The organism is Streptomyces sp. NPDC008125 (assembly GCF_042957125.1).
Lineage (GTDB): Bacteria > Actinomycetota > Actinomycetes > Streptomycetales > Streptomycetaceae > Streptomyces.
On record NZ_JBIBHR010000017.1, the window covers coordinates 143,118 to 158,167 of the forward strand.

8 protein-coding genes are annotated in these 15,050 nt (G+C 71.4%); 3 read left to right on the forward strand and 5 right to left on the reverse strand.

All coding sequences use genetic code 11. The features are described from left to right. Positions 1 to 128: 128 nt before the first annotated feature. Positions 129 to 1,586, reverse strand: coding sequence for a protein kinase (locus ACFZAX_RS26755; RefSeq protein ID WP_390964818.1), 1,458 nt, complete (start codon positions 1,584 to 1,586; stop codon positions 129 to 131). A gap of 293 nt (positions 1,587 to 1,879) precedes the next feature. On the opposite strand from ACFZAX_RS26755, the gene ACFZAX_RS26760 reads away from it, so the two are divergent. After that, positions 1,880 to 2,056, forward strand: a complete 177-nt coding sequence (locus ACFZAX_RS26760) for a hypothetical protein (protein ID WP_390964819.1) — start codon at positions 1,880 to 1,882, stop codon at positions 2,054 to 2,056. 251 nt (positions 2,057 to 2,307) lie between these two features. Here the strand turns inward: ACFZAX_RS26760 and ACFZAX_RS26765 are convergent, their stop codons facing one another. Then, positions 2,308 to 2,703: a hypothetical protein gene (locus ACFZAX_RS26765; protein WP_390964820.1), complete on the reverse strand. Its 396-nt coding sequence runs from the start codon at positions 2,701 to 2,703 to the stop codon at positions 2,308 to 2,310. 886 nt (positions 2,704 to 3,589) lie between these two features. On the opposite strand from ACFZAX_RS26765, the gene thpR reads away from it, so the two are divergent. Both thpR and ACFZAX_RS26775 read left to right on the forward strand, forming a co-directional pair. Next, positions 3,590 to 4,198, forward strand: a complete 609-nt coding sequence (gene thpR / locus ACFZAX_RS26770) for an RNA 2',3'-cyclic phosphodiesterase (protein ID WP_390964821.1) — start codon at positions 3,590 to 3,592, stop codon at positions 4,196 to 4,198. 350 nt (positions 4,199 to 4,548) lie between these two features. Continuing rightward, positions 4,549 to 6,561 carry an FHA domain-containing protein gene (locus ACFZAX_RS26775; protein ID WP_390964822.1) on the forward strand — a complete coding sequence of 671 codons (2,013 nt, stop codon included), beginning with the start codon at positions 4,549 to 4,551 and terminating at the stop codon, positions 6,559 to 6,561. A 64-nt stretch (positions 6,562 to 6,625) separates the two neighbouring features. On the opposite strand, the gene ACFZAX_RS26780 is transcribed toward ACFZAX_RS26775, so the two are convergent. The 3 genes from ACFZAX_RS26780 to ACFZAX_RS26790 form a co-directional block, all read right to left on the reverse strand. Further along, a complete protein-coding gene (locus ACFZAX_RS26780) occupies positions 6,626 to 7,471 on the reverse strand; it encodes a prephenate dehydratase (protein WP_390964823.1) in 846 nt (281 codons plus the stop codon). Positions 7,472 to 7,776: 305 nt separating this feature from the next. Beyond that, positions 7,777 to 8,202, reverse strand: coding sequence for a hypothetical protein (locus tag ACFZAX_RS26785; protein ID WP_390964824.1), 426 nt, complete (start codon positions 8,200 to 8,202; stop codon positions 7,777 to 7,779). A gap of 99 nt (positions 8,203 to 8,301) precedes the next feature. After that, a complete protein-coding gene (locus ACFZAX_RS26790) occupies positions 8,302 to 14,832 on the reverse strand; it encodes an RHS repeat-associated core domain-containing protein (protein ID WP_390964825.1) in 6,531 nt (2,176 codons plus the stop codon). Between the last annotated feature and the right edge of the window lie 218 nt (positions 14,833 to 15,050).

Here is a 15,050-nt window from a genome sequence, read left to right on the forward strand (position 1 = left end):
AACCGGCCACGCGGGATCGACGAACGGCAGAGAGGCCCCCGTGACGGGCGGCGGTCGCGGCTGGCGCTGCGAGCGCCGTCCCGGTGTGGTGCCCGGCCCGTGCCGCTCCGCGTCGGCGGGGTCCCTCGCTACGGGTGGGGGCCGCATCCGGGCGGGGTGCAGGCGGAGTTGCCCCGGCCGGGCTTCTTCGCCGCTTCCCTCTTCGCCTTCTCCGCTTGGCCCGCCGGCAGATGCGGGGCGACGGCTGCGGCGCCGGCCTGCTTCGTCGCCGCAGCCGTCGCCGCAGCCGTCTCCCCGCCTCGCTCCGCCGTGGCCGCGGGACCGCGCGAACCGGCCGGTTGCGGCCGCGCAGCCCCGGAAGTGTCCGGCTGTGCGCCGGGGGCCGCGTCCGGACGCGGGGAGGACGCCGCCGGGGACGTTCCGCGCGCTCCAGCCGCAGGGGCGGCGGTGTCCTTCCTGCTCACGGCGGGATCACCGACCCGCTTCTCCCCGGGGGTGCGGGACGCGGTGGATGCGCCGCGGCCCTCGCCGGACGGGGTCGAGGCGTCGGTGACGGCGAAGGCGGTCACCGTGACGGCGGCCAGCGCGACGGACGCCCCGACGAGCAGGAGCCGCCCCCGCACGGGCAGCGCCCGGCGCGAGGGCCCCGCCCCGGCCGGCGCCAGGCTTCGGTGCGTGTGCTCCGCCGTGCGCGGCGCACCCTGCCCGGCCGCGACGAGGCTCGTGGTGTTCGCCGTCGGCGCGGGAGCCGTGCGGTCCTCGCCGGCCAGCGCGGTCAGGACGAGGGCGCACTCACCGGCCGTTGGCCGCTCCTGCTCGTCCAGGCTGGTCATCTCCCGTATCAGCGAGGCCAGTCGGTCAGGCAGGCCGGGAGGCAGCACGGGTGCCCGGTGCAGCCGCGCGATCGCGGCCTCCAGGGGGATTCCGTCGTACTCCAGCCTGCCGGTGAGGCATTCGAGAAGCACAAGGCCGAGCGCGTAGACGTCGGTGGCCCGGCCGGCGGGGCGGCCGAGGACCTGCTCGGGGGCGAGGTAGGCGGCGGTGCCGACGAGGGTGTCGGCGGTGGTGCGGGAGGCGTCGTCCAGCATCCGTGAGATGCCGAAGTCGATGAGGTGCGGGCGGCGTGCGGCGTCCAGGACGATGTTGGACGGCTTGACGTCGCGGTGGACAATGCCCGCCCCGTGCGCGTGGTCCAGAGCCCGGGCGACGCCCGCGCCGAGGGCGGCGGTCGCGGAGGGGAGCAGCGGCCCTTCGGCGATGTGCTTGAGCAGGTTGTCGCCCTCGACCAACCGCATGACCAGGAAGGGGCGTCCGTCGTGCCGCCCGGTGTCGTAGGCGGTGACGAGGCCGGGGTGGTCCAGTCGGGCCAGCATGACGGCCTCGTTGTGCAGGCTCTCCTCGAAGTCGACGCCCGCGTCCTGCCGGAAGACCTTGACCGCCACCCGCCGCCGAAGCCGCAGGTCGAATCCGCGGTGCACGTGCGCCGCGCCGCCCGAGCCGAGAAGCTCGTCCAGGCGGTACCGGCCGCCCACGACCTCGGTGGTACCCAGGGACGCGGCATTCTGCGCGAAGTCCCGAAGCCTCATTCCCTCTCCCACTGTCGAGGGCGGATGCCCTGGCCGAGCCGTTCCCGGCGCGGCCTCGGGACGCGCGTACCCCCATGTGGCGGGAATACCGGTCTTGCAGTCCTGATGCCTCTCGCACCGTGTTCACCCGGTACTCCGGCCGTAGATCGTGATCTTCACGGCCAGTCGGTCGTGGCAGTCGCGGGAGCGCGCTCGGCGCCGTCGTCGCCATCGAGGACGGACCAGCAAGGACGTGCACCGTCGTACGCCGCGCCGGCCGCGAGCCGCTCGGGCCCGGCAGCGCGATCAACAGGATGCTGACCGAGCGCGGCATGACCGACCCGGCCGCCGACGGAAACCTTTTCGCCGACTTCGACACGATCCTCCAGGCGGCCGCGCCCGAACGCGTCGGCCATGTCCGGGCCGTGGCGTTCGACGCGGACACCGGCCGCCTGGACGCCCTCCCCGACGCCCCGGCGGCCGGCACCTGACTCCGCTGGACCGACCCGAATCTCATCGAGGCGGCCAACGTGCACGTGGCGGGCGGCCACGTCCGCACGAGTGTCCCGGTTCCGCATCACGCCGCCCACCCGGGAGCTCCACCATCCCGTGACGAGCCGCCTCTTCGCGAACCTGCGGGGAACGGAACGGGCGAGGCCGTGTGCTCCGTTTCACGCTGACCACTGGAGGCGGCGCGCCCCGGGCGCGTCCCCGCCCTCGCCTCGGCGAGGGGTCAGGGGCGTCACTTCAGCGCGTACGCGGCCGCCTGGGCAAGGGTGCTCGCCGCTTCGGAACGCTCCGCCTTGGTCGACTTCTTGTCCGCCAGCACCTTGGCGGCTCCGGTGAGGATCTTCTTGCCGGGCCTGCGGGACGACTTGGCCGGAGTCTGGGCCAGGGCACTGCCCGCGGCGCTCTTCTCGGACTTCGTCCGCTTCTTGGCGCGCACGGTCTTGCCCGCGGCGGAGGCCGGTCCGGGCTTGGTCGCCTTCGCGCCCGCCGCACCCGCCTTGCCGGAGGTCTGCGACAGCGCGCTGGCGGCGGCCGTCCTGCCGCTCTTCGACTTGTCGCCCTTGGCCGCCCGGCCTGCCGCGGAGGCCGCCTTCGGGTGCGTGGTACCGGATGCCTTCGTCTTCGCCATGAAATTCTCCATGCTCGTCCGTCGGTTTCTGTCCCTCCCGTCGGCTACCCGAACTTCCGCGCGCGGAACGGCCGAAGGCGGAACTGCCCGGTCGTGCGCCGGTCGCGGCCGTGCGCCGCTCTTCCCCACGAGGCCCCGCCGGCTTGTCGCCGCCCAGCAACGGGCCACCGGCCCTCGAGTCCGTCACGGCCTCGCGGTGCCGACGCGGACAGGACCCCACCCCGGCCGGGTGTCGATCAGCGGCTCGGATGCGGGTCGCGTCGAACGCGAGGAAGTCGTCGATGCCGAGCTTGCGCATCACGAAACCGATCGACGAGGCCAGGTCCGCGGGCGCCTCCGGGCCGCGCCTGCGGGCCGCGCCTGCGGGCCGCGCCTGCGGGCCGCGCCTGCGGGCCGCGCCTGCGGGCCGCGCCTGCGGGCCGCGCCTGCGGGCCGGCTGTCCTGGTAGCGGTGTCCGCCCCGGCTGACCACTCCTCCTCGTGCGGCAAGGATGTTCAGCGCCCGGTTCGCGTTCGAGTGGTGGGCGAGACCGGCTATGAACCATGTACCGGTCCGGAAAGCCTGGTCCGGCGTGTGGAACGGGGTGCCGCCGCGACGGCCGCGGTGGTGCAGCACGGCGAGGGGCGGGACCCAGCGCGCGAGCGGCCGCAGGACGGGATTGAGGTACTTCCGGAATGTGGAGAACCGCGTGAGGACGGGCATGTTCATCTTTCCCTGCCCGGGCGGCACGGAATCGGCCGAGCCCCGCCCTCCCACGCTACAGCCGACGACACCGGCGGGCGCCCGCGCCGATCCGCCCCGGCCGGCTCTCACCCGGTCGTCCCGGCCCCCCGCCGTCGCGCCCCCGCTCTTCGCACCGCCGCCCGCATGCGGTACGAAGGCGGGTGTGAACGAAGAGACCCGACCCGCGACCGTTCGCGTGTTCATCGCCCTCGCCCCGCCCGACCACGCCAAGGAGGAGCTTGCCCTTGAGCTGCGCCCCGCCTACGGCACCCACCCGCGGATGCGGTGGAACCGGGTCGAGGACTGGCACATCACCCTGGCGTTCCTCGGAGAGCTCCCGGTGGAGACGGTCCCTGGTCTGCGCCCGCTCCTCGCGGGCCTCGCGGCGGCCCACCGGGCGCCCCGGCTCGCCCTGCGGGGCAGCGGGAGCTTCGACGACCGGGTGCTGTGGAGCGGGATCGGCGGGGACCTCGACGAACTGCACGGGCTCGCCGCCGACGTGCGGACCGCCGTCCGGGAGCACGGTGTCGACTTCGTGGAGCGGACCTTCCGGCCCCATCTGACCCTGGCCCGTGCCCGTCGGGGCGACCTGACCTCGGCGGGCGAGATCGCGGCGGGGCTCGCCGGGTTCAGCGGCGGCGAGTGGGTCGCGGCCCGTCTGCATCTGGTCGGCAGCAACGCGGGCCGCAGCAGCGGGCCGATCCACTACCGCGACATCGAGGCGTGGCCCCTGGGCGACGGACGGGCGGCGTCGGGCACGGGGACCGCCTGAGGGGCCCGAAGGCCGTGTGACGCGCGCTCTCCGGCGCGCGCCCCGGCGTCGGCACCACCGTTGCGCCGGGGTCACCTTCGCCACTTCGAAGCGGCGTCCGGGGCGGTCCCGTAGACTTCGAACGCTCGCCGGCGGCCGGTCAACGCAGTGTGTGGCACCGGTTGTTGATGACGCATCAGCAGTGGGGAACGGGACGGGCGAGACCGTTGTGAACGGTGTGGACGGCGGGCGCGGCGTGCGGACGCGCCGGACCGCCGGGCCCGTCAGTACGGGGGTACGGGACCGCTCGCGGGCCGGATCGGCGGCGCGGCGCGGCCCGTTGGAGATGGGCGTCGTCCACAAGGAGTGCCATGCCATCAGTCATCGTGGGCCGGACAGGCCCCTTCGCCGGGCAGAGCGTGGTCCTGGGCGCCGCTCCCCTGACGTTCGGGCGCAAGGGCGACAACGGGGTCGTGATCGTCAGCCCCGTCGCCTCCCGTCTGCACGCAGAGATCGTCGAGGAGGACGGCGCCTACGTCCTCTACGACCGCGACAGCAGGAACGGCACGTTCGTCAACGACCAGCGCGTCACCCGCCACGTGCTGCGCCCGAACGACTGCGTGCGCATCGGTGACGAGACCTTCCTCTTCGAGGCGCAGGACGTCATGGAGACGGTCATCGACCTCTCCCAGCTGCATCTGCCCCGGCTGAACGCAGCGGCGAGCCCCGGCATGCTGCGGGTCACGGTCACCGGCGGCGGTCCGGTGGGGCTCGCCTTCGCGCTGTCTCTCGAGGAGGCGCTGAGCGGGCGGGTGGCGATCACCGTCTACGACGGGCGGTGGACCCGCAAGGGCTCCGAGGTCGCCTGGAAGGACGAGTCCCAGGGCAACATCCGCCGCCAGCAGGTCGTCACGGTCCAGAGCCGGCAGTACCTCGCACTCTCCGACGAGGTGCGCGCGGCGCTGTTCGACGACGACAGCGCGTACTCGGAGATGTGGCCGGTGGGACCGGACTCGGTCGACGGCCGCCCGCCCCGCAACATCCGGATCGCCTACATCGAGGACCGGCTCCTCGCCCTGGCGAACACGCGCCCGGCGATCCAACTCGTACCGCACCGCTTCGACCCGGTGGAGAGACGGAGCCGGCTCGCCCAGGAGCATGTCCTGGTGATCGGGGAGGGCGGGCGCTCCCGCACCCGCGACCACTTCGCCGACCGTTTCGGCACGGCCGACTCGTCCATCTACTCCCTCGACGGCGAACACCTCCAGGACGTCGTGCTGGGGCTGCGGGTCAAGTCGCGGCTGCCGGACCCGATGAGTGTGCTGCTGACCGTGTCGCAGAACCGGTTTCTGCTCAACTCGCTGAGGGGCGAGGGTTTCCTGAACATGCGACTCACCCGCGAGGAGGCCAAGGGCGTGATCGGTATCGACCCGGTCCGCCAGGTCTTCGAGGAGTGCATCGCGGCGCGCCCCTGCCTGATGAGTCGCGAGGAGGACAACGAGTTCCGCTGCTCGACGCACGGGACGCTCTTCCTGCCCGCCCTGTTGCGCAGCTCGCCCTTGTGGAAGGAAATCCGGCAGGGCCTGAACCTGTTCGGCGTGGCCGAGGACGATCTCTCCGCGATCACGTCGTTCCGGCTGGACATGGTGCAGCGCCCCCGGTTCACGGCACAGCTCAGCCGCCCGACCCCGACGGCCCCGGGGACCTACGGCTTCCTGCTGGGCGACGCCGCCAACGCCATCCACTTCTGGCCGGGCCGCGGCCTCAACAGCGGGCTCGCGTCGGCCACTTCTCTCGCCCGGACGCTCAGCCGCGCCTGGCGGGGAAGGCCGCTGCGCGACGCGGACTTCATCCGGCACGAGGCGGCGATGTCCATGCTGCAGTACCGGCACAAGAGCCGGGCCTGGAACGCCATGGTGACCACCGACGAGCAGGGGGTCACCCGCGCCATCAAGGACATCATCGCCCGCAGCGCGGAAGCCGCGAGGGAAGCGGGGCAGGACACCGGGCGGGAGGCGGGCAAGGCGTCGGGGCATACCGATCTCGACGAGCTGCTGGACCGCATGGCGGCGATCCGCGACCGTCTCGCTCCCCGGCTGCCCGGCATGCCCACCATGGAGCAGCTCCGCTCCCATCTGGCCTCGGTCGCCCCGGCCACCCTGCGCACCCTCCAGGAGAGCGGGGCCTGGGACACCCTGATCGTCGGTGGCGAGGAGGCCGACATCGACCTCTTCTACCAGTCCGACTCGCCGGTGTACGTTCCCCGGCCCGACGGTCCGCAGCCGGCAGGCGCGTATCAGGCGGGTCCGCCTCCGGCGGGCCTCCTTCCCGCCGGCGCCCGCGCCGCCGATCCCAGGGGTCTGCCCTCGGCCGGCGTCCAGTAGCGGCCCCGCCCGAGCGCGCGCCGCCGGTGCCCGTACTCGCCGGCACCGGCGGGGCGTCGCCGGGTCAGCCGGTGCGACCGCGCAGCCGGTGCGCGTGCGAGGGGTAGACCCCGAGGACCCGCACCTCGGAGGAGAAGAAGCGCAGTTCGTTCAGGGCGAGAGCGACGTGCGGCTCGTCGGGGTGACCCTCGATCTCCACGTAGAAGCGGCTGGGGCTGAGGCCCGCGCTCATCTGGTAGCTCTCGATCTTGGTGAGGTTCACGCCACTGGTGGCGAACCCGCCGAGCGCCTTGAAGAGCGCGCTGGGAATGTTGCGTACGCAGAAGAAGAGGCTGGTCATCGTGGTGCCGTCCGCCTCCGGCCAGGAACCGGAGTCGCGGGAGAGCACCACGAAGCGGGTGGTGTTCTCGGGGTCGTCCTCGACCTCCGGGCGCAGCACGTCCAGCCCGTACAGCTCGGCCGCGGCGGGCGGGGCGAGGGCGGCGTGGCGGGGGTCGCCCAGCTCCGCCACCTCGCGGGCCGAGCCGGCGGTGTCGTCGCTGACGTGGGTGCGCCAGCCGCCCTCGCGCAGCAGCTTCCGGCACTGGCCGAGGGCGTGCACATGGCTGCGTACGCATTCCACCTGGCCGAGCGAGGCGCCCGGGACGCCCATCAGGTCGAAACGGATCGGGAGGAAGTGCTCGGCGACGATGAACAGGCCCGACTCCGGCAGCAGATGGTGCACGTCGGCGACGCGTCCCGCGGCGGAGTTGTCCACCGGGATCACCGCGACATCGGCGTCGCCGAGCGTCACCGCGTCCAGCGCCTGCTCGAAGCCCGTGCAGGGCACTTCAGCGCAGCCCGGGAACAACGCGTGGGCGGCGGTCGCCGAGTTGGAGCCCGGTTCCCCCTGATATGCGACGATCGTCACCTTGTTCTACCTTCCACCGTGGAGCCTACTGTCGCGGGCGGCGGAGTCGTCTCCGCGTGACCGCATGCAAGCAGTATCGGAGTACGGGCCCTGTCCGGGCACACTGGGCGCACCGACTCCTACGGGCGGGGTGCCGTGGGACCCGGGGCACCCCGCCCGCAGGAGTCGAGGGAAAGGGTCCTGCGGCGCGGTGTCCGGCTCACCTGCCCGAAACGGCAGTACGGCCGCCGCGCCGGAATTCTCCGGTGTGGCGGCCGTACGTGGGCGGGGCGCCCGGAATGCCGGACTCCGGACCTCCCGGGCCCTCAGGCTCCGGCCTCCCGCGCCCTCTCGGCCTTGCGCGCGCGGCGCGCCCCGAACACTCCGGGTTCTGCCCGCATGTGCGGTGGTACGGCGAACTTCGGGGCGTTGAAGAGGATCACGCATGCCTCGCAGACCGCCGACGCCAGAATGATCAGCACACTTACGACGACGATCCACAGGGATACCGGGTCGTCGGCGCCGGCGTCGGACCCCGTCAGGAGCAGCAACACCACGCACCAGAGCGTGACCACCGTGATATTGGCGGACCGCACCATCCCCCTGCGCGCGTCAGGACCGAAGGGCAGGAAGGTGAACGCCACCTCGAAGAAGTCGGCCACGGCCGGGTCGCGCCACAACCGAACGGCCTTCCAGGTCATGAAGGCGTTTCCCACCACGAAGAAGCCGAGCACGCCCACATACAGAGCCATCGTGCGTCATCTCTCTTTCTCAGTGTCCTGGGAAGGACACGGGGCGGACTCCCTCGGATCGCCTTGATCTCCGCGAGAGCCTACCCCGCTCATTTTCGGTCAGAGCCAGTCTTTGAGGCCCTTCCAGGCACTCGTCATCCTGTTGTTGATGGGACCGGAGGCGAAGACACCCACGAGCGCGCCGGCGCCGGCGCCGATCGCGCCCCCGACGACCGTTCCCGCACCTGGCACCACGCTGCCGATGGCTGCTCCGAGAGACGCGCCCGTAGCCGTGGCACCGAGGACCGTCACGGTGTCGACAGTCGTCTCGGCCGCCGTCAGCGGAATGTCACCGCCGGTGGCCTGGTAGTTGGACCAGCCCGTGAAGCCGGCCCCGACGAGCGTCAGACCGGTACTCGCCCTCGCTATCGCCTTGCTGGAACCGATCGCGCCGAGGCGGGCGATCCCTGGCTTGTTCTTCACGGCCTTCAGGACTCGGTCGGACCGCACGTTGGAGCGCATGTCCGCCTTCGCCTTGGTGGTGATGGCGCCGGCCGCCTTGAAACCCTCCACGACGTAACTCCCGGAGGTCATGTACCCGTTGCCGGCGTTGCAGGCGTAGTTCCAGTCCGACTCGATGCCGCAATTGGCGGAGAAGGACCACACCGGCACCGGGTCGGGCCCCATCAGCAGGGGAGGCTGGGACGGGGGACCGTACACCGGGCCTGAGCACGCGGCGAGCGGAGGCACGCCGCAGCCCGACGGGCTGGAGGCGTAGCTGCCCGTGCCGCCGCCGCCGCCACCACCGCCGCCACCGCCACCGCCGCCGCCGCCACCGCCGCCACCGCCGCCACCGCCCTGATACTCGGGGCAATTCGGGTTGGTCAGACTCGGGCAGTAACCGCCACCGCCACTGTTGGTGGTGGTCACGGGGACTCCACCCTGGCACTTGATGCGGCCCTCCCGGCATTCGGGAGTGATCTCCCCGGTCGGGTCGGAGAAGGTGACAGGGTTGTTGTTGGCGTAGGAATAGCCGTTCAGGGACTGTCCCTGGTCGGTCGTGAACTTGGGGTCGGCGCTGAGGAACTGGCCGATGGACGGGTCGTATTCCCGGGAGTCGGTGTGGGTCAGCCCGGTGTTCGTGTCGTCGGTCTTGCCCAGGAAGCCCTTGTCGTCGGGCCAGACTGGGCCGGTGCCGGTGCCACGTTCGTCGCCGAACGGCGTCAGCCTGCGCTTGCTGACCGTCTGGGCGCTGTCCGCCGACACGGCGACGGTCTGTGTTCCCTGGTGGTCTCCGGCGACATAGGTGAGCTTGTTGCTGCCCGACTCGTTGCTGCGGACCGCGATGCTCACGCTGCCGGAGGAGTAGGTGCGCTGCGCCCACGTGGTGCCGTCTGCCCTGAGGTGCAGTTCGGTGTTGCCCGTGTAGAGGACGCGCTCGCCGTACTTCGTGGTCCGGATCAGAAGCGTCCCGTCCGCGTCGTAGACGTAACCGGTGCCGCCACCGTCCTCGGTGAGCTGGGAGAGCCGGCCCTCCGAGGTCCACTGGAGGTCCTGCTGCGCGGTGGGGCCGGGACGGCTCGTCGTGTTGCCGGAGGCGTCATAGGCGTAGGTCTCCCCGGGAGCGTCGCAGTCGGCACTCGTGCTGGTGCCCGAGAGGAGGTGCGGGCGGCCCTCCTCGTAGCAGTAGGTGGTGCGGGTGTCGCTCTTGGCACCGTGCTGCGTCTCGGAGGTGCGCTGGCCGGCGCCGTCGTAGGTGTAGCTCGTCCAGTAGGGTGCGGGCCCCGAGAGGCTGCCCGCGCTCGGTGCGTCGGAGCACTTCTGCGAGGCCGGGGTCCAGGCGTCCTTGAGACGGCGCAGGCCGTCGTAGGTGAAGCACTGGGTTTCGGCCGAGGACGTTCCTCCGACGGTGGTCGGGTCGGAGATCGCCGTGACGTTGCCGGCGTCGTCGAAGGTGTAGTTGAGGTCCGTCAGCATGTACCCGTGGGTCTGGTCGGTGACATAGCTGCGGGTGAGGCGGTTGGTTCCCTCCTCGTAGGAGTTGGAGACGAAGACCTTCTTGAACTCCTCGGTGTCCGCGGCGCCCAGCGTGTACCGCTCGGCGAGGCCGAGGCTGGAGTAGTCGGCATCGAGGAGGTAGCCGGTGGCGCCGGTGATCGAGGTCACCTGCCCGAGTGAGGTGTAGTCGTAGTCGATGCTCTCGGACGGCAGGCCGCCCAGGGCCGGCTCCGTGTTGCTCTCCAGCGCGCCGTCGAGGCGGTAGGAGCTGGAGAAGGCGATGGTGGCGGGCGCTCCCGCGGCGACCAGGGGGTCACCGGCGGGCAGGGTGAGCGTGGTGCCGGTGGGACGGTCGAGCGTGTCGTAGGCGGTGACGGTCTTGGTGTACGCCTGCCCGGTCTTGCCTCCGGCGTACCGGGTGGTCGCGCCGGGCAGGCCCTTGAGCACGGTGTCGTACGTCTGGTGGGTCGCCTGGTGGGCGTCGTCCTTGACGCCGTCCCAGGTGTCGGTGGTACGGCCGATCTCGTCGTAGGCCGTCAGCACGGACTTCCCGCGGGAGTCGGTGGTCTTGACGACCTGGTCGAGGTCGTCGTAGTCCATCCTCGTCGTGCCCTTGTCGGGGTCGGCGATGCTGGTCCGCCGCCCGAAGAGGTCGTATCCGTAGGTCCAGCTCGCTCCGTCCGCGGCGGTGACGACGGATTCCTTGTCGTCCAGCGTGTGCTGGTAGGAGGTCGTGCTGTGCGCGGCACCCAGACCGCCGCCGAAGTCGGCGTCGGCCGGGCTGGTGCCCGCGTACTCACGCTGCTCGGTGTCCCGGCCCCGTGCGTCGGTGAGGGTACGGGTCGCGCTGCCGCCCTGCGGGGCGCTGACCGCCGTCGAGTCACCGGTGTAGCCGGTGGTGGTCGTCCACCTGGACACGCCGTACACGACCAGCGTGCTGGAAACGGGACGCTCGGCACCGTCGAAGACCGTCTCGGTCTGCTTCGGCGCCTCTCCGAACTCGGCGCGTGTGTACGTGGTGTTGGGCTCGGACGTGCTGTCGAAGATCCCTTCGAACTGCTCGTAGGCGAGGCCGCGGGAGTCGTAGCGGGTGTCCGTGAGGACCCGACCGCCCTTCGGGCTCGGCGCCTGGAGCTGGAGGGTACGCAGCAGCGAGTCGTAGAGGGTGTACGTCGTGTTGTAGGTCAGGCCGTCCGCCTTGAGCGTGGCGGACGACATCGACGACTGCTTCGTGGCGCTCAGGTGGTAGGTGAACTTCTGGCTCGGGCCGTATCCCGCGTCGCGGCTGCGGTTGGGACGCCAGACGTCGGTCAGCCGGCCGAGAGCGTCGTAGGCACGCTCGGTCTTCTTGAGGTTCGCGTCGTAGGTGCGCAGGTCGAGTCCGCGGCGCGGATCGATGAAGCTGGTCGCCGTGAAGCCCTTGGGGTCGGTGACGACCTTCTTGGTCAGCGGGCCGGCCGACACCGGCGTGTACGCGGTGGTCGTGGCCCGCTCGGCCGCGTCGGTCGCGGAGGTGGGGCGCCCCAAGGCGTCGTAGCCCGTGCCGCCGGTCTTCTGCCAGCTCGGGACGGTCGCGGTGTAGCCCTTGGCTCGGCCGGTCCAGGTCTTGAGGCCCTTCACCGGCTTCATCGACGTGGACCAGGTGGCGTTGTCGTACGCGGTGGCGGTGTCGGACAGGACGTCACCACGCTTCGAGATGTCCGCCGGGAGGTCCAGCGCGGTGTCGGCCACCGAGCACGCCTTGCCCACCACGCGCTCGCGCGAGACGAAGTCGGTCAGACCCGCGGCCGCGTCACGGGCGTACCAGGTGCGGGTACAGGTCTCGTCGCCGGACTTGGCATCGTCCCCGCGGTCCTCCGCCTGCTCGACCATGCCGTAGCCGTCGTAGCTCTTGGTGAGGGTGTGGGAGCGCCAGGTCTTCGGGACCGTCAGGTAGGTAAAAGTGGTCTCCTTCGCGGGCCGTACGAAGCGGGAGACCTCGTCGCCCGCCCCGGGAACGGTCTGGCGGCCGGTCTCGGTCGACCAGGGCTCGCTCGATGTGGCGCTGACGGGGGTGGAGCCGTCGTAGGTGATCTGCTCCCGCAGGTGTCCCGCGTACTGGTCGCTGTCCTTGAGTGCGGCGAGGCCGAGGTCCGGTGTGCTCAGGGGAGCGAGGTTCACCGTGCGGGTGCCGCCGGCCTCGAGCCGGTCGCCGTCCATGCCCTGCATGTAGAGCGAGACGGTCTTCGAACGGGTGCTGTCCGAGGCTCCCTTGTACGCGGTGACCTGCCGGTAGCCGCGCCAGTCCGACCAGGTCCGCTCGTCCTCGGGGACGAAGGGGTCGTCGCTGTAGTTCCACGCGGCGCCGCTGTAGCTGTACTCGTTCTCGATCAGGTCGTTCTGACCCGCCGGGTCCGAGACGGTGACCGCGAGTACCCGGTACTTCTGGAACCAGTCCACGGACGCGTCCTCGGCCCCGTTGATGTGCCAGTACAGCGGGTAGCAGGAACGGGTGTTGGTGTCCTCCGCCGCGCCCAGGACCTCGGAACGCTTGCACTCCGGCGACGACAGCGTCACGGTGGTGACCGCTCCGGTCTCCGAAGTGACCGTCGAGATGCGCGGGCGGGTGAGCGGCAGGATGTCGTCGGTGCCGTCGACCCGGTTGGGGCGCATGTCGTAGGTGAAGGAGATCGGGTCCATCACGATGGCGGTGCCGGTCCTGCCGGTCCGGCGGAGGGACTTCAGGGTGAGTACCTGGTCCGAGGTGTCACCGATGTCACCGCCGTCCAGGTACTCCTGGGTGAAGGCCCAGGAGTCGACCGGGTCGTAGGCGCTCGTGGTGGCGTTCCAGGAGGAGGTGGCGACGGAGGTCAGCCGCTTGCGGGAGAAGAACGACGGCCCGACGGCCAGGCACTCGTCGTCGCCGCTGGAGCAGAGGGCGTCGAAGGGGACGTCCGGCCACTTGCTCGCGGTGTCCTTGGTCAGCGAGGAGCAGTCGGAGGCCGTGCACCGCTCGGCGTAGCCGAAGGTGACTTCGGCGTCGGCGTTGTCGGTGAACAACGCCCCCTTGCGCAGGCCGTACTTGATGTCCGTCAGGTAACCGCCGCGGATGTAGGACGCGTCGGCGTTCTCCGACTTGTTCTTCCGGTAGTGGTTCGCTTCCTTGGCGTACCAGTAGGTGGCCGCGTTTCCGGAGGTGTCCTCGACGTAGTCGAGGTTCCAGCGCCATGCCTGGGTCAGCGCCCGGTCGGCGAACGCGGAGCCGGCGGAGTAACCGGGCTCGCCGGAGTCGTCGCCGAACACTGGGACGGTCCACGTGGAGTTGGTGCGCTGGGTGGTCGCGCCGTCGAGCTTGTCCAGACCGAAGACGTACTTGGTGCCGTCACCGGTGGTCACGGTCCGGTACTCACCGTCGTCGTCACCGTTGTCGGCGCCGGTGGAGCGGGTCACCGTGGAGGCGTCGTCGTTCTCCAGCCTCCAGGCGCCGCTGTCCTTGTCCTTGACCAGCAGCGAGGACGCACCGTTGAGGACGAGCTGGGCGTTGTCGTACTTCCAGCACTGGTCGTGGACGCCGTCGTGGCCTTCTTCGTCGCAGTCGGCGTAGGTTCGCTCGATGTAGGACTCGCTCATCGCGAAGCCCTCACCCACCGAGGTGCCCTGGTTGTTGGAGAGAGCGGTATGACCGTCCACACTCCCCGAGCTGTAGGAGAGGGAGAGCGGAGGGGTCGGCCCGGCGGCAGCGGGGGGCATGGTGAAGTCGTAGTCCCAGGTGAACGAGCCGGAGCTGCCACCCGCTTCCCAGGTGGCCGAGTTCGAGAGGCTGGTGGCCGAGTAGTCACCGCTGCCGTCGGGAGACTGCCCGGTGCCCGCGTCCGTGGCGGCGAGGGCGAAGACGGCCGCGCCGTACGTGGCGATCCCGCCGGCGGAGGCCGACTGCGCGCTCGCCGCCCCGGAGGGTACGGAGATCGTGGCGGTGACCTTCTGAGCGGAGACGTCGTTGGTGGACTTCAGCTCTGTCTGCTCGCGACAGGCGGCCTCGTCCGGCGTCGTCAAGGCGCAGGCCGGAAGCTGGACGAGGCGCAGACGCTGCGCCCAGCCGCCGCCGAGGGCACCGGCGAAACTCTCGTAGCCGATGCTCACTTCGGCGCGGCCGGCGGCCTTCGCGTCCGCGGTCAGCAGGACGCCGGTGATGCCCGCCGCGTCGGCGGCGGCGGGGGGGAGCACGGTGAACCGTGTCTCGGTGCCGGGCGGAACCGCTCCCTTGCCGGCCGCCTTCCGGACGGAGAGGGGAAGCCCGCCGGGTGTCGCCGACGCCGAAGCGCCCGACCCCACTTCGAGGGTCGCCGAGCCCTTCCCCGGCCAGGATGCCGCCTGCTCCTTCCGCGCCCTCGTGGCCTGCTCCGTATTGGTCTTCTTGTCCCGCGCGACCCGGTCCCGCGCTTCCTTCGCGCCCAGGCCCTTCACTTCGTGGACCTTGCTGACCCGGGTGGCCGGCAGATCGGGCTTGCCGAGGCCGCCGTCCGCCGCGAAGGCGGCGGGGGCGGCCAGGCCCGCGGGTACGGATATGGCGAGCGACACCACGGCGACCAGGGATCGGCCTCCGTGTCGTCGCACGCCGTCGCGCAGGGTTCTCGCGACGCGTGCTGTTCCTGCTCTGACATTGCGCCAGGACATGCCTGTCCTTTCGTGCGTACGGATGGGGGCCGGGCACCGTCGGGCCGGCCGTTGACGGTGGGAAACGCCGTGGGCGATTTGTGCTGGACATGCCAATAGGCACCCGGCACGGCCCCCTGGCCCACGGCGTGTGGTGAGAAGGGCGCCGTCCGCCCGGAGGGCGGGTCCGCGCAGAAGCACGCTTGCGGGGTGCGGCGCCGCCGCGAGCGGCGCCGCAC